Here is an 18,613-nt window from a genome sequence, read left to right on the forward strand (position 1 = left end):
GAAAGCTGTTAAAAACAATTTATTTAACACTTAAAAATAATTGGGTTTTTGAAGATTTCCCCAACTATGTTTTGAGAAAAAATTAAACATTTAACCAACTGAAGAGTTGAAAATTAACATAGGAGAAATACTATGAGTATTCATAAACTTACCTCACTAACTTTATGCTTTGGTTTGATTGGTTTTGCAAGCCAAGCTTCTGCATTCACGGATCAAGATGCGGCAATTACTGCAACTGAAGCAATCGCTGAATCATGCTCTCTAAGTGCAGGCACCGAGGGTTTGACTCAAACCATCTTAGAAACGGGTGGAGGTGACCAAACCGCTGTTTTTGGCACATTTACCACTTCATGTAACTCTGCCTCTGGCTTTACCTATGCGATCAAAAATGATGATGATACTTGTGCTTTTGTTAATGGTTCAAGTACTGTGCCTTGGAGCTTTACGACAGGAACAGGAACCGCAGCTACTTTCTTAGGCACACCTTCTGGCACAATACAAAATAGTGCAACCCTTTCAGTGTCAGACCAATGTCCTGATGATACAGGCGGATATATCTCAATCCATAGTGTCTCTGCAGGAGTCGTCTATAATGCTGTTTCGATTGACTTAAAACCTGATGTCTCAGGTGTAGGTGCAGGTAACTTACTTGAAGGAACTTACGCAGATAGTGTGACACTTAGATTATCTGATGTTTAGTCATGTATTGTTGCTGGGCTAGGTTATTGTTAAGCTTAACTATCTTGCTTGGGATGAATAATGCCAAGCTATTACACGCTTCTTTTAGCAATCAAGATGCAAAAACCACTGCCTATGCCTACATAACGGAACAGTGCTCTATTTGGCATCAAACGTTTGGCCCAAGCAACTTAGCATCCTCTTGTAATTCTAGCTCTGGATTTATCTATCAAATTAAAGACTTTGATCATATATGCGAGCTGCTAATGAATGAAATTAATATACAAAAAGCTAATGCCTTTTTTGATGAGAATAAAGATGAAGTTTATGCTCATGATGAAACATTACTAAACTTACAGCATTTATGCCTACAAGATCATGCGACATTTAATGATCTACAAAAGGTATCTGCAAACCGAGTATATAATCAAGTACCCATCAAGTTAAATACCCCACAAGATATAAAGTCTAAACCACTTATTATTCGTTTAACCGATATTTAGAGCCTATAAATCTATGAGAAAAACTTACTTCTTATTTTTACTGATCACATTGTATGGATCAACCATAAGCTGCACTTTATCTTTGCATGGTGGTGGGACACTCACCACTAACAATTTAAGTTTTGGTGTTACTGATAATGCCTCTATTTTTGGCTATGCACAAGTCAACTGCCCTGAGGGCGAAGGGTATTCTCTTGAAGTTAAGACAATCAATGGTTATAAGTTTATAAATACGTTAAACGCAAGTATTTATGTTAATTATAGTGTTAAAGTTAATGGTATATCCGTTACTGACTTAACACCAAATCAATACTTTCTTGTACATACTGAACCTGCTGACCCACTAGGTGAGCCAACACAAAAAAACTATACGGCTACTGTAACCTTTACAGGCTTAGGTTTACATAATATTTCTGAAGGCAGTTATAGTGATACATTCCACTTCAGAATTAGTCCCTTAAATTAATCATTTCCCTCGCATAAAAAGCTTATCCAAATCATTGACTGTCATTTTCACCCAAGTTGGGCGCCCATGATTGCATTGATCTGCTCTTGCTGTTTGCTCCATATCGCGTAACAATTGATTCATTTCCTCAACGGTAATTTGATCATGTGCGCGCACGGCTTTGTGACATGACATCGTTGCTAGGATTGCATGTATATAATCATCCATTGGCTTGGCTTTACCACTGACCTTAAGGCTATTAGCAATTTCCATGACTAGATTTTCAATATGATTATTCTTTAAATAAATGGGGATTGCACGAATCACTAAGGTTTTCTCACCAAGTGCTGAGTATTCAAATCCCAATTTATGAAGAAGTGCTTCATGCGCATCTAATACATCAAGCAATACAGGACTTATCTCAAAGGTTAAAGGTAACAACAGTACTTGTGATACAGCTTCATGATTTGCCCATAGCGCTTTTACCTTCTCATATAATACCCGCTCATGTGCGGCATGCATATCAACAATAATCAGACCATCTTCCGTTTGTGACAAAATAAAAATGCCATGCACTTGTGCTAAGGCAAAACCCAATGGATAGGTTTTGGCCTCTTTTACAGGTGTTGCTTTTGTTGTTATTTCTGGCATTGTGACATTTTGATCCAACGTTGTTTCTGTTGCCTCATCTATTACCAACGGCATCGCTAATTGCGTGGCATCCTGCCATTTATCTTGAAGGGTTTGTGCTTTTATTTCATTGTGAATATCACTGGGATTTTCAGGATATTGATTTTCATCTTTCTGATTGATCAACTGCTCATATAACGCCATATCGTTGCGATGATCAGATCTTGATAGATCAGCATATTGAGTTTTATCACGCCAATTTTGATTTAGCGAGACGGAAGGCTTATCTGGCATACTAAATGTCAATGCATCAACGTCATTTTCAACTTCAGATGACTCTGGCAATTGTGGCTTAGTATCTGCCAAAGCATGATGAATTTTGGCAAAAAGGAAGTCGTGCACTAAACGTGATTCGCGAAAACGCACTTCATGTTTCGTTGGATGCACATTGACATCCACTGCATGTGGGTCAATATTAAAAAACAAGATAAACGCTGGATATCGTTGGTGATGCAACACATCTTTATAGGCTTGCTTTATCGCATGCGCGATAAGCTTATCTTTTATAATTCGCCCATTGACATAAAAATACTGTAAATCAGCACGTGACTTTGAAAACTGCGGTTTAGCAACCCAACCATATAATTGAAGCCCCATAGCTTCAGCTTCAATCAACAAGGCATTATCAATAAACTCATCACCACAAATATCCGCAATACGCTGTTGCTGTTTTTGCGGTGTATCTGCCACGGGATATGATTTCACCTCTTTACCATTATGCCAAACAGTCAACGCAACATTGAAGTGACAAAGCATAAACTTTTTCAATAGCTCATCAATATGCACATATTCAGTACGTTCGGCCTTTAAAAATTTGCGTCTTGCGGGTGTGTTATAAAAAACTTCAGCCACTTCAATCGTCGTTCCAATCGGATGAGATGCAGGTATTAGTTCATTACCTAATTGATTATCCACACGCCATGCATGTTCATCTTGCGCTGTTTTTGAGGTGATCTTCACTTTAGCAATCGAGCCAATACTTGCTAGCGCCTCGCCTCTAAAGCCCATGCTATCAATTGCTTCAAGCTCTGCTAATGAATATATCTTGCTGGTTGCATGCGGCATTAAGGTTAATGGCAAGTCATCTTTTTCAATGCCCGAACCATTATCACGTATCAAGATTTTTTCTTTACCACCATGCTCAAGCTCTAATGTAATCTCAGTTGCGCCAGCATCTAGTGCATTTTCAAATAATTCTTTGACAATCGAAGAAGGTCTTTCAACCACCTCGCCTGCTGCAATCTGGTTGGCTAGTTCAGTGGATAAGACTTTAATTCGCCTACTCATAATTTAATTCCGTTTGAATTTCTTTCTTTATGACGTTTTCATTTAGATAGCTGGCAATCTGATCGGCAATATCACGCTTTGATGCTAACGGTAATGTTAATACTTGCTCATGCCGCTTATTAAAGAGTTGCACTTTATTGTGATCACTATAAAAAGGGAACCCGTTATCTGTATTGACTTGATTTAATATTAAGAAATCAAGATTCTTGCGTTCAATTTTAGCTAGCGCGTGCTCTTGCGCATTATGCGTCTCTGCGGCGAAACCAACACAACACGGCCTGTTTTTTGTCAAGCTTGCAACACTTGCCAAAATATCTTTATTCTTAACCAACTTCAAAGTTAACTCATCACCTTCATCTGTCTTTTTAATTTTCTCAACAGCACAAACCTGTGGGCGATAATCAGCAACTGCAGCCGCAGCAATAAATAGATCTGCTGTTTTCACCTTCTCAAGCACTGCATCATGCATTGCACCAGCACTTTTCACCTCAACAACATCACAATTTTGAGGAGCTATTAATTGAGTAGGGCCTGAAATTAAACTCACATCCCAACCGATATTAATAAAAGCTTCAGCTAATGCATAGCCCATTTTACCTGAGCTATGGTTTGATAAATAACGCACAGGATCCAATGCCTCAACAGTGGGGCCGGCAGTAATCACAACATGTTTATCCGTTTTTGTTTTGGGCTTTAATATATGCTTTACAATCGTTTCAGGCTCCATTAAACGTCCATCACCAATATCACCACAAGCTTGCTCACCAGCATCCGGTGGCAAAATGATAAATTCTCGATTTTTCAAATGATGTATATTTGCTTGAACGGCAGGGTTCTGCCACATAATAACATTCATTGCTGGTGCTATAAATATGGGTTTATCCGTTGCAAGAATCACATTGCCCAGTAAGTCATCCGCCAACCCTAATGCTAACTTGGCAATGGTATTAGCAGATGCAGGTGCTATCACTATACAGTCTGCCCAGCGCGCAAGTTCGATATGCTCAATTGGATGATCGGTATATGCGAATAAATCATCATAGACTTTATGTTGTGACAATGCCTCAAAACTTAAACTTGTAACAAAGGCTTTAGCTGATTCAGTTAATAGTACTTTAACTTCACAGTTCACTTTGACTAAAAGCCTTGTTAATTCCAGTGCTTTATACGCTGCGATACTGCCTGTGACACACAATAAAATTCTTTTCATTATTTATAATTAAAAATTCCTAAAATATTGCCGTCCATACTATACCCATCACAAATCATTTTACAGATTTTTTTGCTTGGCACCTAACCTTGAAATTCTTCAAGCATGTTTTGGCATTAATATCTTTTGGTGTTGGCTGATCATTATAAATCGTCTCTACTATCTTGTTGTATGCTCACATATAACGATTATATTATAGTTTTGTACTTGAGTTTTTTCATTGACAACTATCACTGTTATTTCATCCCTTTGGATATAAAAAAAGCGCCCTTAGGCGCCCTTTTTATTATCAAAATCGCCCACCAAAGTAAGCAATGCTACAACTTATAGTTTACGAGACTTTAAGTTGCCAAAACGTTTCTGGAAGCTATCAACACGTCCAGCTGTATCAACCACACGTTGCTTACCAGTGTAAAATGGATGGCACATTGAGCACACATCTAATTGAATATCTTGGCTCTTTGTAGAGCGTGTTTCAAATTTATTGCCACAGCTACAGCTTACTGAAACTTTTTCATACTTTGGTTGAATATCTAAATTCATCTTCATTTACCTCTTTAAATATATTCTTGCCGCCACCTAAGCCCATCTTAAGCACCGCAGAATGAAAACGCTGCACATCATAGCGCAAAGCATATCATCTCTCAAGCTTTTAGCTCGATTAAATTGACGAATTCACTAATTCGATGAAATGTACTTTTCACGACGTACACGCTTAGCATCAAAACCACTATCTGTTAATAGGGCAAATGCATCATCAATCATATTTGGGTTACCACATAGGTAAACAACATCTTCCTCAGGGATTAAATCCAACTGATCAAAGACATGCTGCACATAGCCTTTTTGCTCATCAGTGGCTAAAGCTTCTTGCTCACGAGACAAACAAGCCTTGAAGTTTAGAGAATTTATTTTGTCGGCATACTGACGGAAGTCTTCTGCATAAATCGCATCCGCCTTATACTGCACCCCCAATAAGATATGAACTTCTTTTACATCTTCAGCTAAAACTTTTTCAATCGTTGGCAACATCGCACGATAGGGCGCAATACCTGTGCCAGTACCCACCAAAATAAGCTTACGGATTTTCTCACCATCTTTTAATACTAGGCGCCCTGCAGGCCCCATGGCATTGAACTTATCACCGACACTCATATTAAATAAATGCTCAGAAGCAATTCCACCATCAACATAAGAAATGGCAATTTCAATCAAATCTGTATCTTCAGGAATACTTGCGACACTGTAACTACGGCGTCTTACTTTGCCATCTTCATGATCAAATAAGAAGGTAATAAACTGCCCAGGAACAAAGTTAAATGCACTGCCATCTGCTTTTTTAAACGTTAAGTGCTTAACATTAGGTGCAATCTGTTTTGATTCAACCAACTCTGCTTCAAATTTTTCAATTGCCATAAAATATAGAATGATCATTTATTAATAATGGGCAACAGTTTACGAGTGTTGTGATCAATAATCCATTACTTTGTATGTAATGATGTATAAATAAGTTGCATCAGCTAGTACCTCTCCCCTTGTGGGATTTCTCGTGCAGCTTAAGCGGTATGGGTGAGGGGGAATTAAAACGCAACTTACTCTTGATTAATTACTATGCGGAAATGTAAATTTGGCTAAGACTTTTTTAACCTCTTTAACCGGCAAGCCAACGACATTGTCAAAGTCACCTTTTATCTCTTTGACAAAGCGCTGACCTATCCCTTGAATGGCGTAACCACCGGCTTTATCTTGAGGTTCATTCGTCTGCCAATAGGCTTTTATCTCTGCATCAGTCAATGGCGCAAACAGTACATCGGTTATTCTATATTCATAATATACTGATTCGCCATCACCTACAGCAAAGCCAGTAATCACTTGATGCCAGCGCCCACTTAACTTATGCATGTAGGCACAAAAAACCTTAAAATTTATCGGTTTTTGCAGTATTTCTTCATCAATCACAACGATGGTATCAGCAACTAAAACAGGTAGATCTAATCGCTTCATCTGTAACGCCGCCTTAAGCTTTGCCTTAACAACTCGCTCTAAATACTCCAACGGCTTTTCATTAGCTAATGAGGATTCATCAATATCTACAGCAAACTGGCTAAACTCAATGGATTCACGACGCAGTAATTCTGCCCGCCTTGGTGATTGCGATGCTAAGTAAATCATTTAGTTACTCGGTTGATCAAGAATATCTAAAACTTCTGCATCACTATCAAAGTGTTGCGTTTTTGCATTGCCTTTTGCTTTAATCTGCAAAGTTTTATCCAAGTTGTAATCATGGTTTTGTAAATAAGCATTACGTGCCGCGACATACGGATCAATTGAACTATTCATTAATTTCTCATACAAAGATAGGTATTGAACACCTTCATTGGCCTTATACACACCATAAGCACTCCAACTTACAATTGGTGGTGCCACAGCGCTATAACTTAACGGGTTAAAGACAGTATCAACAAGATCCCCTGCAGAACCACCAAAGGTGTTAGGCCCTAAAATTGGCACAACGAAATAAGGGGAATAACGATATCCCCATTTCGCCATCGTGAAACCAAAATTTTGTACTCGACGCGGTAGCCCCATATTTTTAGCAACATCAAATAAACCAAACACACCAAAGATGGTATTGGCAACAAAGCGCGCGGTATCACGCCATACATAGTCCAAATTCCATTGCAACAAGTCATTTGCAATGCGTCCAGGCTCTAGAACATTATTGTAGGCGTTATCAATGCCAAGTTGCACAGGATCGGGCACAACATAATCATAACCTTTTGCCATTGGAATTAATGCATAGTCATATGTTACTTGGTTAAATTTAAAGACAGCGCGGTTATAGCCTTCCCAAGGATCTCGATCCTGCTGAGTAGCGCAACCACTTAAAACCACAACTGCTAAAAGAACAATTATTTTATATTTCATTTGTCATATATTTTTTTCCTATTGCAAAAGAGTATAGCGGATTTTTCAAAAAGACGTCAGTAGTTGTTTAAACAAAAGCAAACATGCTTGTTACAAGCGTTAAGTTCAACAAATTGTGTTTTTTAATTAACACGCTCCATGCTATACAATCATGCTATACAACAAGAATAAAGCACTTTACAATAAAGTCTGATTTTTGATTTAAGCTAATACTAATGACACAAACCACACAACAAACAATCTCTCCGACAGCCAAATGGTTAATTACGATTACCGTGATGCTTGCGGCAATGATTGAGATTATTGACACAACTATTGTTAACGTCGCCCTGCCAGACATGGCAGGCTCTCTTGGTGCAAGTACCGAAGAAATCTCATGGGTTGTGACCTCTTATATCGTATCATCTGCGATTTGCATGCCACTTACTGGTTTTTTTGTGCGCACCATTGGACGGCGACGACTGCTGTTAATCAATATCATTGGATTTTTGATCTTTTCAATGCTCTGTGGATTATCAAGCTCTCTTAGTGAGATGGTTTTTTTTAGAATTATGCAAGGCATCTTCGGCGCCTCTTTAGTTCCTCTATCGCAATATGTCTTGCGTGACACTTTTCCACCTAAAGAGCAAGTTAAGGCTATGGCGGTTTGGGGTGTTGGTATTATGGCTGCACCTGTATTGGGACCCACATTAGGTGGCTATATTACTGACTGGATTAACTGGCGCTGGATTTTTTATATCAATGTTCCTGTATGTCTTATTGCAATTGTCATGGCATTCATGTTTATTCGTGAGACGAAACGCGAAAAGCTCAATATCGACTGGGTTGGACTTGGGCTTATGGCATTAACCATTGCCGCTTTACAAATCTTTCTTGACCGCGGTAATAATGATGGCTGGCTATCATCACATTTCATTCTTGCCATGCTAATATTCTGGGTCGTCACGGGTCTAATTTTTATTGTTCGCGGATGGTTTAATCCTAAGAATATTTTAAATCTTCATTTATTTAAAGATCGTAATTATGCGGCATCCTGTATTTTATTAGTCTTATATACAGCAGGCATATTTGGTCTTATGACTGTACAACCTCTTATTATGCAAGGCTTTATGCATTATTCAGCCGCACTCTCAGGCGAGCTTATGATGCCGCGCGGTATTGCCGCAGCTGTAGCGATGATATTAATCGCTCCTTTGGCTAAACGCATTGATTTACGCATTATCATTTTATTGGGTATTATTTTTACTGCTTATGGCAACTATCTATATGGTCAGATTCCGCTAATGAGTGATCAGTGGAATTTAACTTATCCTGGCATTATCCAAGGCATTGGCATGGGCTTTTTCTTTGTGCCCGTGTCAACCATGGCTTTGCAAACATTGCGCCCTCAAGATCTCGCCGAAGGCAGTGGTATGTTTAGCTTTTTTAGAAATTTAGGTACATCCGTTGGCACATCCGTAATGATTACCGTACTAAGCCAACAAGCACAAGTCGCCTGGCATAATATGATAAAGCATATTAATCCCGCTAACCCAAATTATCAAACTTGGTTACAAAATACCGGATGGCACGCACAAGATCCAAGCACCCTTGGCGTTATCGCACAAACAATTAATGCTCAAGCGAATATTATTGCCTTTAATGACGTTGCTTATTTATCTTATCTATTACTCGCGATTTCAATTCCATTTATTTTACTCCTAAGCAAACCTGCTAATACAGGACTTAGTATGGATCATTAATGTTACCTTTGATTATCATTAAAGAGTAGTAACCATTCTCTGGGGAAAGTCAAAGGGAAGTTTAGTGGCAGTAAATGCCGAGCCAATTGCTATCAATATTCGTCCAACTCACATCATGCTAAGGGATTGATCTCAGATAAATACCAAAATCCCCAGACTCATCACAAGACAAGATAATGTCCAGTTTTGAGACTATCTTAATAGCTCCAATACTTTGTGTTTTGCTGCACTGAAGTCAGTTTTACCTGAGCCTAACTTTGGAATAGCATCAACTTGGAAGTAGTTTTGTGGTTTCAATAAGTTGTTTATCTTGGCGCTATTGATTTGTTGCTTAATATCGCTAGCGTCCATTGCCATGGTATATAAAAGCGAGACACATTCTCCTTTTTTCTGATCAGGTGTTGCCACAGCTAATATCTCATTTTCTTCGTTATCCGCACCTAATAATGACATAATCTCTTCTTCAACCGCAGATAAACTGACCATCTCGCCACCAAGCTTGGCAAAACGTGAATAACGATCCAAAATCGTCAAATAGCCCTCTTCATCAAGTTTTCCTTTGTCACCTGTTTGATACCAACGAATGCGATGACGTTTAAAAATAACCTCTGCCGTTTTTTGTGGGTTATGCAAGTAACCTTCCATAACATTAACTCCACCAAAGGTAATCATACCAGCTTCACCAATTGGCAACTCCTCTTTTGACTCAGGGTCAATGATCATAAAGCGCCCACCTGGCACCGAACTGCCGACAGTACCAATCTTATTATTAGTTTTATCGCCTTCATTTGGTTGATTGACACTTGCCACAGGGCTCAACTCAGTTGTGCCGTATCCTTCGTAAATAATCTTATCAAACTTTTTCTCAAACATCGCTCTGACTTCAGGCAAAAGCTTTTCAGCCCCTGCAACAACGAAGTTTAATGATGAGAATTGATCAGCTGTCAACTGACGTGCTTTTGAGTAAATTCTAAAGAATGTTGATGTGCCACAGAGAATCGTGGGTTTATACTTATCTGCTAATTCACCCAACATCGCCGCATCAGTCGGATCTGGATGACAAACCATAAACACCCCTTCAAGCAAAGGTAAGATGGTTGTTGCCGTTAAACCAAAAGCGTGAAAAATTGGCAAAATACTTAAAATAGAATCATCCGATTTGGCACCTAAAATAATCATCGACTGTTTGACATTGCCTAAAATATTTTTATGACTTAGCACAACCCCCTTAGGCTTACCCTCACTGCCACTACTAAACAAAATTGCCGCCGTATGATCGGTTGCAACACGTGTGACATAATGACTAATTAAATGCTCAGCTGATGACAATTTCACATGCAATAAAGTCTTTAATAAGGTAAATTTATCCAATTGCTGACGCACATCTTCTAGCAATATGATCTTTGAGTTACTAAATACTTCCTCTAAGAAAAACCCCTTTTTCTTTAGCTGCTCGATAAAGCGCCCTGAGGTGATAATCGTTTTGATATTGGACTCAGAAATGGCCGCATCAAGTGCTGATTTGGACGCTGTATAGTTTAAATTAACCAAGGTTTTACCAAGCACAAAGCCACTCATCATCGCCATCGCCCCACCAACACTCGGAGGCAAGCAAATACCAACACGCTCCTGTTCACGTAAAATTGGTTCAAGTAATTTCGACAGTGCAAGCGTTGCAACGAGCAAACGCTCAGAGCTTAGCTCAACACCAGTTGAATCAGCAATAACTTTTTTACCTTTACGTGCTTTTGCTTGCTTAATCCAAACCTCTGGAATGGATGGCATCAGTGAAATATAACGCTCCCACGCATAAATATTTTTCTCAGCCAAAAGGTCTGACAACTCCTTTTTATCTAGTGCAATACCAATTGGCTCAAAGAAGCTTAAATGCAACCACTGTGGCACATTGCGCCCACGAGTATATTTAATACATTCAAACCCGCAAACCTGCATAGGGATAATTTCATTATTAAGTTTAGTCACATCACTATATAGCTCTTGGGATACCAATAGTACCCCTTCTTTATTCCATGAGGTCAAAAAGGATTGTGAAATAATTGTAACACCCGTTCTTTTTAGCAAATAATCCACTAACTTTGATGGTGGATTCTCACATTCCATGACTACCGTCACTGCTTGTCGCGCAATTCGTTGCAATAAAACTGCTAGAAATAAATTAACATTATTGCTAATGACCACTGCTGGTTTGAAATTTGGCACATAGTTGACATGATGAAAGTTACACATATAACGCTGGCGCTCTTTTAACTGCATAACAGCAATTAAGGTTTTATTTGGCCAAACATACAATGAACCCAAAATAACTATAACAAACAGGACAATTATCCCTAACAATATTGACATTAATGTCACCTCATCATCGGCAATTTTCTATTAATCTGTGCTGAGTATATACCGCTTGCAAATCATTTTACAGTATTTCTGTCTTTGAACAGAGCTTACCAGTTGCCACTACGTTTCTTATTTTTGGCAAAAAGGACTAACTAAAATACGCCTTATAACTTGCTGTTAATGCATTAAGATTAGCTGTAATTTCAATACTTTGTTGTTTCTTCTCAAGCAAGTTTGTTAAATGCTCAGGCACCTTAATTTTCTCTTGGACAATCGGTTCAATCACTTCTTCAAACTTCGCCGGATGCGCGGTTGCGACAACGATATAATGCGTATCTTCTGGCAGAGACTCACGCGCAAAGAATGCCGTTGCCGTATGTGGGCAAATAAGCATATCATGATCATTCTTTACCTTAGCAATCATTTTTTTAATGTCGCTATCATCTGCTTTAAATGCTTTCACCTCACGAGCAAAAACATCAAAATCAGGGAAAAGCGCATAAAGGCGCTCAAAGTTACTTGGCTTACCAACATCCATTGCATTAGCAAGTGTTTCGATACTTGCTTTATCAGGCAATGTTTTATGTGCCAAAAACTGCCCAATGACATTATTTTCATTTTGTGCAATGGCAATATCACCAATTGGCAAACCCATTTTTTTTGCCCAAAAGCAGGCGCAAACATTGCCAATATTACCCGATGGCACGATGAAATTTGCCTTTTTGCCATGCTTAAAAAAATATTGCCAAGCAATATAGGCGTAATAGGTTGTTTGTGGCAATAGCCTCCCGATATTAATGCTATTGGATGTATTTAAATACGTATTACTCTGCCACCATTTATTGGCAAATGCGCCTTTAACCAGTGCTTGGCAATCATCAAATGTACCATCAACCTCAACTGCACACACATTACCTTGCCAGCAAGTAATCTGCTTTTGCTGACGCATTGAGATTTTACCCTTAGGAAATAATACCATGACATTGATATTTTTCTTTTGATAAAAGGCAGCAGCAACTGCAGAGCCCGTATCACCCGATGTCGCCACCATAATCGTAAACTTTTTATCGGTTTTAATATGACTTAAGGCATTGGCTAGAAATCTCGCGCCAAAGTCTTTAAATGATAAAGTCGCACCATGAAAGAGCTCAAGCACTGATGTTTTCTGATCAACATTGACCAATGGTAAGGAAAAGCTAAAACTATCATGGCATATTTTGCTTAATTGGCTTTCAAGCGCATCACCTTTAAAAAATGGGGCTAGAAGCTTTGTTGCAAAATCAGGATAACGCATTGCACTATCTAAAGCTTGACAATCAAACAGTGGAAAAGACTCTGGGACATAAAGCCCACCATCTTCTGCTAAGCCATTTTGCAATGCGCTTGATATCGATACAGCCTTGGCATCACCTCTGGTACTAATAAACTTCATACTTCCTCCTTTGCGATAATCTGCCCACCTTTTGCGGATAAGCTTGTAACATATTTCTGCGCTGACAATCCTTCTTTAGCAAAGATTTCAACTAATTCATTTGCAATCATTTCTGCATTATTTTCATTATGACCTAAGGCAAATACAGCAGGACCAGAACCCGAGATACCAAAGCCAAGCGCGCCAAGTTCAACTGCTTTTTGTTTTGCCTGATCAAAGCCTTTAATCAATACTTTGCGTTTTGGCTCAACTAATACATCAGCAAAATGTTTTTTAAAACGTACAAGATCACCTTCATACAGCGCACTAATTATCGCCGCAGTTTTGGCACTTTGTGTGACAAATTCTTTGAGCGTAAAAGGCACATCAATTAGTTTTCGTGCTTCTTTGGTTTCAATTTTTAAACGAGGCACAACAACACTGGCATATAAATCTAAACTCGGCAGTTGAATAAACTCACATGGCCTTGAGTTTTGCAGCAATACCAAGCCACCAAACATCGCAGGTACAGCATTATCACCATGATAAACGCCGCCAGAAATAAGACTCTCACCATAAATGGCATAATCAATTAACTGCTCTTTTGCTAAAGGCCTTCCTAAGAACTCATTAACTGCAAGTATTGCCGCGACTGAAGATGCGGCTGAACCACCAATACCAGAGCCTAAAGGAATGCCTTTTTCAATGGTAATATCTAAACCCAATTCAAGTTTATGGTCTTGCAAAAATTTCTTTATCACTGCACCACAGACATTTTTATCAACATCTACACTTAACTCTTTATCTGTTAACAGTCCACAGATTCGTTTAATGACTAATTGCTTATCATCACGCTTTTGTAAATGCACTGTGTCACCAACATCTGATAACGCAAAACCTATGAGATCAAAACCTACCGCAAAGTTTGCACTTGTCGCTGGTGCAGATGCAGTTACTTTGGTTATTCTTTCATTTATTTTTATTTTCTTTATTCTTTCTATCATTTCATCCATTGATTAAATCCTTCACCTCTAAACGCATCATTTCCCCTCACCCGCCAGGCTTTGCCTGCCAACCTCTCCCGCAAGGGGAGAGGTAAGTATCTTCCAATATGCCAATACATCGCTAGTCTTACATTTGTTCCCAACCAAAACAGTCTCACTACAATTCGCTCCACTAGCTACCTCCCACATTTACGCGAAAGGTAAGTTGTTTTCCAATACGCTAATTGCGTTAGCAGTCTTAGGTTTAACCACTAACAAAAATAGCCTCTCGAGCTTCCTTCCACCATTTACCTCTCCCCTTGCGGGAGAGGTCGCACTACATCTGTAGTGCGGGTGAGGGGTGTTTTTATATACTTTCACTAGACACTATTCCTGTAAATTTCACCTTAATTAGAAATCGCCAATATATCACCAAAAACACCTGCAGCAGTCACTTCAACACCAGCTCCTGCTCCCCTTATGACCATTGGCGAATGTGCGTAACGCTTGGAATAAATAAGCACCATATTATCGGCACCATCAAGACTAACAAAGGGACTGTTTTGCACCAATGGTGCGACAGATACTTTTGCCTCACCGGTATCTGATACTTCTCCCACAAAATGCAGTGCTGAAGCCTTCCCTTGCAAAGCTTTAAGCTGTTGTGTTAGCTCCTTATCATGGGCTTTGATTTTCTTTAAAAACGCCTCTTTGGAGCAGGATCTTAAGTTTTCAGGTGTCAAATTTTGCACCTTGACATCACTTAGCTCAAGACTTATGCCAATTTCACGTGCTAAACACACCACTTTACGCGCAACATCCATCCCAGATAAATCCTCACGTGGATCAGGTTCAGTGTAACCCTTGTCATAAGCAAGCATTAAACTCTCAACAAAGCTTTTCTCTTTATTGACTTCATTAAAAATAAAACTTAATGTCCCTGAAAAAACTCCTTGGATCTTATGGACTTTGTCACCCGTTTTTTGCAACGTTTCTATAGTACTAATCAGTGGTAATCCTGCACAGACATTCGTTTCGTATTTAAATGTAACATTATGATTACGTGCTACTTGGCGAAGTTTACGATAATAATCCATCGACTGCGTATTAGCATATTTGTTGGGTGTCACGACATGAATACCTTGTGCCAAGAAATCAACATAGGTCTTAGCAATATCAACGCTTGCCGTTGCATCGACAAGCACCTTATGTGCACATGAAATAGATTGTAAGTATTTCACCAAAGCATTCGTATCCGCTTTACAATCACTTGCTTTTAATTGGTGGGTCAGCTCACTTTCTAACAGAAGATCATCGCCACACAATAACTTAGTTGAGCTCATAGCAGCAACCAAACGCAAGTTAATATTCTGCTTATGTAAGACTTGCTGCTGTTGTTTTAGCTGGTTGATAAGCTCAGTACCGATGCCTCCGACACCAATCAGTGCAATCACCATTTCTTGTACGGGTGGATTTTTGGCTTGTTGATGAATTAAATTAAGAGCTAGATCTTCATCTTCTTTTTTAACGGTAACGGTGATACTGCGCTCGGATGAGCCTTGAGTAATCGCATGAATATTAATCTTAGCATCTGCTAATGGTTTAATCACACGCGCTAAAGCACCTGGTTGCGCTCTTAGTCCATCACCAACCGCTGTAATCATCGCATAACCCGTCTCGCAATAAATATGTTCTATATCACCGCGCTCAATTTCCGCTTTGAAATGACGCTCAAGTGCTTTGGTAGCACGTTTGGCAAGCTTTGCTTCAATCGCAAAACAGATTGAATACTCCGAGCTTGATTGTGATATCATCATCACTGAAACTTGCGATTGCTCAAGCACACTAAAGACTTTGGCTGCCATTCCCGAAACACCAATAATGCCTGCACCCTGTACACGCATTAAGGCAACATTTGAAATACTCGTTAAGCCTTTGATAAGGTATTGTTCAAGGTTAACCTTATCCAGTGCGCGAATAATTTCCGTGCCTTGTTTTTGCGGCTCATAACTGCTTTTTATCTCAATTGGGATTCCCATTTCCATCATCGGATTAATCGTTAATGGATGAACCACTGAAGCACCAAAATAGGCAAGCTCTAACGCTTCTTTATAGGATAACTGTTTCAATTGACGCGCAGTTTTAACCACCTGTGGATTCGCACTATAAACACCGGCAACATCCGTCCAAATTACCAATTTACTTGCTTGTAAAAGCTTAGCAAAAATAGCTGAGGAGTAATCGCTACAATTCATGCCTAAAATACTACGCACACCTTCTTGGTTTTGCGCAATAAACCCAGTAATGATATAAACTTTATGTTTTCGATCATTAAATTTCTGATCAACCGCTTGCTGACTTCTTTGCCAATCAACACTCACCGGTTTATGGTTATCATCGATAAATAGCACTTTCGATGCATCAATAAACTCAGCGTCAATATCTCTATGCTGTAACGCACCTGTTAAAATTTGTGCCGACCACAGCTCACCAAACCCTAAAATAAAATACTCCAAAGCATCACCACAAATACTACTTAATGCAATTGTCGTGAGCATTTGCTGTAAGTGTGTAATATCACTCTCAAAGGTGCGCTTAAGTGCTTTATCTTTAGGGCATAATGCGCTAATCAGAGACAGGTGATGCTCAATAAGTTGCGCGATAACTTTAGTGCTGTCTTTATTCTCTAGGGCAAGTTCAATGGATTTTTTTAGTAAACTCGTGGTTTTGCCACTTGCAGAAACAACCACTGATTGCGGCATCGTGCCAATAATATTAACTACACGCTCAATTTTCACCACATCTGCAAGACTACTACCACCAAATTTATGTACGATATACTCCATCAATAACTCACCTTCAAAAATTAGCATGAGGTTTCATTATATAAACATTATTCGGCAGAATTCATTATAAAAAATCAACTATTTAGTGATGGTGATATTAGCACTTAATTTTACAGGAAAAAGCAATCGCTGAAGCTTTTGCTAATGTGCGATTTCAAGGTGTGATTTTAAAGATACCCACTTCGACTGATGCTCAGTGCAGCGCTTCGACTTTGTTCAGGATACGCTAGCATTATTGGGTAATCATTTTAGTTATAACCACTTAGCAACGTCCAATGCGCTATAGCTAAGAATAATTTTGGCACCCGCGCGCTTTATCGCTGTTAAGGATTCAAGGGTAACACCTTTTTCATCAATCCAGTCTTTTTCAGCTGCGGCTTTAATCATCGCATACTCACCACTGACATGATATGCCGCGATCGGTAAAGTGCTATTATCTTTCACATCTTGAATAATATCCAAGTAGCTTAAAGCAGGTTTAATCATTAAAAAATCAGCACCCTCATCTTCATCCATCTGTGCTTCTTTAAGTGCTTCTTTTTTATTGCGATAATCCATTTGATAAGACTTTCTATCACCCTTTGGCGTTGAGTCACACGCACTTCTAAAGGGTCCATAAAAACTTGAAGCATATTTCACCGCATAAGACATAATCGCAACTTCAGCGTAATCTTCTTGATCCAAAGCATAACGCATCGCCTGAATCATACCATCCATCATACCACTGGGTGCCACGATATCAACGCCTGCTTTGGCGTGTGAAACCGCTGTTTTTTGCAATATTTCTAAGGTCTGATCATTATCAATCTCATCATTATGCACGATACCGCAATGCCCATCTTCGGTGTATGCACACAAACAAACATCTGTTGCAATAATCAATTGTGGATGAAGCGCTTTGATCTTAGCAATTGCTTGCTGCACAATACCATCATCAGCGTAGTTTTCTGAGGCGTATTTATCTTTACTCGCTGGAATACCAAATAACATAATCGATAAAATACCCGCTTTTTTTATCTCATCAATCAACTCAGGTAATCGATCAAGTGACCAGTGATACTGATTTGGCATTGCCGTAATTTCGCGCTTGATGCTCTCACCATGGACGACAAATACTGGGTACATCAAATCACTCATATGTAAACGTGTCTCAGCAATATGCTCTCGTAACACTTCAGTGCGGCGCAATCTTCTTGGACGTGTCACCGGGAAAAACCCCATCTTATGCCCCTTTTTTCTTTGGCTTCTTGCGATATAATATCGAGATATTGCCAATTAATTGCACTAACTCACATTTGCTCTTCTGACAAATTTCCTCTGTCGTTGCTTGACGCACTTCTTTTTCAGCGCCTGCGATTTTAACTTTAATGAGCTCATGCGCTGTTAATGCTAAATCAATCTCAGTTAACACATTCTCCGTTAACCCCTTATCCCCAAGCATAACCACTGGATTTAAACTATGTGCTTGCGCCTTTAGCTGTTGACGTTGTTGTGATGTTAATGCCATATTTTCCTCTAAATATTATCATGGTCTTGCA

General features: G+C 39.1%; 16 protein-coding genes. 4 read left to right on the top strand and 12 right to left on the bottom strand.

Annotated elements, in window-relative coordinates; genetic code table 11:
- Positions 1–132 precede the first annotated feature (132 nt).
- Genes IE867_RS10125 through IE867_RS10135 form a run of 3 tightly spaced genes read left to right on the top strand, consistent with a single transcriptional unit; the run spans position 133 to position 1,647 of the window.
- The gene (locus tag IE867_RS10125; RefSeq protein ID WP_192484611.1) at positions 133–699 is read left to right on the top strand and encodes a hypothetical protein; all 567 of its coding nucleotides are present in this window, start codon (positions 133–135) and stop codon (positions 697–699) included.
- 26 nt (positions 700–725) lie between these two features.
- Entirely contained in the window at positions 726–1,181 is a 456-nt protein-coding gene (locus IE867_RS10130) for a hypothetical protein (protein ID WP_192484612.1), read from the top strand.
- Between the two features lie 13 nt (positions 1,182–1,194).
- Positions 1,195–1,647: a Hint domain-containing protein gene (locus IE867_RS10135; RefSeq protein ID WP_192484613.1), complete on the top strand. Its 453-nt coding sequence runs from the start codon at positions 1,195–1,197 to the stop codon at positions 1,645–1,647.
- Here IE867_RS10135 and mutL read toward each other — a convergent pair whose 3' ends face one another.
- The 6 genes from mutL to IE867_RS10165 all read right to left on the bottom strand — a co-directional run bounded on the left by mutL (position 1,648) and on the right by IE867_RS10165 (position 7,741).
- Positions 1,648–3,603, bottom strand: coding sequence for a DNA mismatch repair endonuclease MutL (gene mutL, locus IE867_RS10140; RefSeq protein ID WP_192484614.1), 1,956 nt, complete (start codon positions 3,601–3,603; stop codon positions 1,648–1,650).
- Positions 3,596–4,813, bottom strand: a complete 1,218-nt coding sequence (gene coaBC, locus IE867_RS10145; RefSeq protein ID WP_192484615.1) for a bifunctional phosphopantothenoylcysteine decarboxylase/phosphopantothenate--cysteine ligase CoaBC — start codon at positions 4,811–4,813, stop codon at positions 3,596–3,598. Before coaBC ends, mutL begins: the two co-directional genes overlap by 8 nt.
- Positions 4,814–5,137: 324 nt before the next feature.
- Positions 5,138–5,356, bottom strand: a complete 219-nt coding sequence (gene rpmE, locus IE867_RS10150; RefSeq protein WP_192484616.1) for a 50S ribosomal protein L31 — start codon at positions 5,354–5,356, stop codon at positions 5,138–5,140.
- A gap of 135 nt (positions 5,357–5,491) precedes the next feature.
- Positions 5,492–6,229: an FAD-binding oxidoreductase gene (locus tag IE867_RS10155; protein WP_192484617.1), complete on the bottom strand. Its 738-nt coding sequence runs from the start codon at positions 6,227–6,229 to the stop codon at positions 5,492–5,494.
- A 186-nt stretch (positions 6,230–6,415) separates the two neighbouring features.
- Positions 6,416–6,985: a Maf family protein gene (locus IE867_RS10160; RefSeq protein ID WP_192484618.1), complete on the bottom strand. Its 570-nt coding sequence runs from the start codon at positions 6,983–6,985 to the stop codon at positions 6,416–6,418.
- The gene (locus tag IE867_RS10165) at positions 6,986–7,741 is read right to left on the bottom strand and encodes an MlaA family lipoprotein (RefSeq protein ID WP_192484619.1); all 756 of its coding nucleotides are present in this window, start codon (positions 7,739–7,741) and stop codon (positions 6,986–6,988) included.
- Positions 7,742–7,956: 215 nt separating this feature from the next.
- On the opposite strand from IE867_RS10165, the gene IE867_RS10170 reads away from it, so the two are divergent.
- Positions 7,957–9,483, top strand: a complete 1,527-nt coding sequence (locus tag IE867_RS10170) for a DHA2 family efflux MFS transporter permease subunit (RefSeq protein ID WP_192484620.1) — start codon at positions 7,957–7,959, stop codon at positions 9,481–9,483.
- 192 nt (positions 9,484–9,675) lie between these two features.
- Here IE867_RS10170 and IE867_RS10175 read toward each other — a convergent pair whose 3' ends face one another.
- The 6 genes from IE867_RS10175 to yhbY all read right to left on the bottom strand — a co-directional run bounded on the left by IE867_RS10175 (position 9,676) and on the right by yhbY (position 18,582).
- The gene (locus IE867_RS10175; RefSeq protein WP_192484621.1) at positions 9,676–11,847 is read right to left on the bottom strand and encodes an AMP-binding protein; all 2,172 of its coding nucleotides are present in this window, start codon (positions 11,845–11,847) and stop codon (positions 9,676–9,678) included.
- Between the two features lie 136 nt (positions 11,848–11,983).
- Positions 11,984–13,267 (bottom strand): threonine synthase, encoded by a 1,284-nt coding sequence (gene thrC / locus IE867_RS10180; RefSeq protein WP_192484622.1) that lies wholly within the window; start codon positions 13,265–13,267, stop codon positions 11,984–11,986.
- Positions 13,264–14,259 carry a homoserine kinase gene (locus IE867_RS10185; protein WP_225630026.1) on the bottom strand — a complete coding sequence of 332 codons (996 nt, stop codon included), beginning with the start codon at positions 14,257–14,259 and terminating at the stop codon, positions 13,264–13,266. The genes thrC and IE867_RS10185 overlap by 4 nt, the downstream gene beginning before the upstream one ends.
- 377 nt (positions 14,260–14,636) lie before the next feature.
- Positions 14,637–17,102, bottom strand: coding sequence for a bifunctional aspartate kinase/homoserine dehydrogenase I (thrA, locus tag IE867_RS10190; RefSeq protein ID WP_225630027.1), 2,466 nt, complete (start codon positions 17,100–17,102; stop codon positions 14,637–14,639).
- Positions 17,103–17,327: 225 nt separating this feature from the next.
- Positions 17,328–18,296, bottom strand: a complete 969-nt coding sequence (gene hemB, locus IE867_RS10195) for a porphobilinogen synthase (RefSeq protein WP_192484623.1) — start codon at positions 18,294–18,296, stop codon at positions 17,328–17,330.
- 1 nt (position 18,297) lies between these two features.
- A complete protein-coding gene (gene yhbY / locus IE867_RS10200; RefSeq protein WP_192484624.1) occupies positions 18,298–18,582 on the bottom strand; it encodes a ribosome assembly RNA-binding protein YhbY in 285 nt (94 codons plus the stop codon).
- Between the last annotated feature and the right edge of the window lie 31 nt (positions 18,583–18,613).

Origin of the sequence: Cysteiniphilum marinum, from assembly GCF_014857925.1 — a bacterium.
Taxonomy (GTDB): Bacteria; Pseudomonadota; Gammaproteobacteria; order Francisellales; family Francisellaceae; genus Caedibacter; species Caedibacter marinus.

Bases quoted from the DNA above. Each gene is read 5' to 3' on its own strand.
- IE867_RS10125 (WP_192484611.1), top strand. From the start codon at position 133: ATGAGTATTCATAAACTTACCTCACTAACTTTATGCTTTGGTTTGATT.
- IE867_RS10135 (WP_192484613.1), top strand. From the start codon at position 1,195: ATGAGAAAAACTTACTTCTTATTTTTACTGATCACATTGTATGGATCA.
- mutL (WP_192484614.1), bottom strand. From the start codon at position 3,603: ATGAGTAGGCGAATTAAAGTCTTATCCACTGAACTAGCCAACCAGATT.
- coaBC (WP_192484615.1), bottom strand. From the start codon at position 4,813: ATGAAAAGAATTTTATTGTGTGTCACAGGCAGTATCGCAGCGTATAAA.
- rpmE (WP_192484616.1), bottom strand. From the start codon at position 5,356: ATGAATTTAGATATTCAACCAAAGTATGAAAAAGTTTCAGTAAGCTGT.
- IE867_RS10155 (WP_192484617.1), bottom strand. From the start codon at position 6,229: ATGGCAATTGAAAAATTTGAAGCAGAGTTGGTTGAATCAAAACAGATT.
- IE867_RS10160 (WP_192484618.1), bottom strand. From the start codon at position 6,985: ATGATTTACTTAGCATCGCAATCACCAAGGCGGGCAGAATTACTGCGT.
- IE867_RS10165 (WP_192484619.1), bottom strand. From the start codon at position 7,741: ATGAAATATAAAATAATTGTTCTTTTAGCAGTTGTGGTTTTAAGTGGT.
- IE867_RS10170 (WP_192484620.1), top strand. From the start codon at position 7,957: ATGACACAAACCACACAACAAACAATCTCTCCGACAGCCAAATGGTTA.
- IE867_RS10175 (WP_192484621.1), bottom strand. From the start codon at position 11,847: ATGTCAATATTGTTAGGGATAATTGTCCTGTTTGTTATAGTTATTTTG.
- thrC (WP_192484622.1), bottom strand. From the start codon at position 13,267: ATGAAGTTTATTAGTACCAGAGGTGATGCCAAGGCTGTATCGATATCA.
- IE867_RS10185 (WP_225630026.1), bottom strand. From the start codon at position 14,259: ATGGATGAAATGATAGAAAGAATAAAGAAAATAAAAATAAATGAAAGA.
- thrA (WP_225630027.1), bottom strand. From the start codon at position 17,102: ATGCTAATTTTTGAAGGTGAGTTATTGATGGAGTATATCGTACATAAA.
- hemB (WP_192484623.1), bottom strand. From the start codon at position 18,296: ATGGGGTTTTTCCCGGTGACACGTCCAAGAAGATTGCGCCGCACTGAA.
- yhbY (WP_192484624.1), bottom strand. From the start codon at position 18,582: ATGGCATTAACATCACAACAACGTCAACAGCTAAAGGCGCAAGCACAT.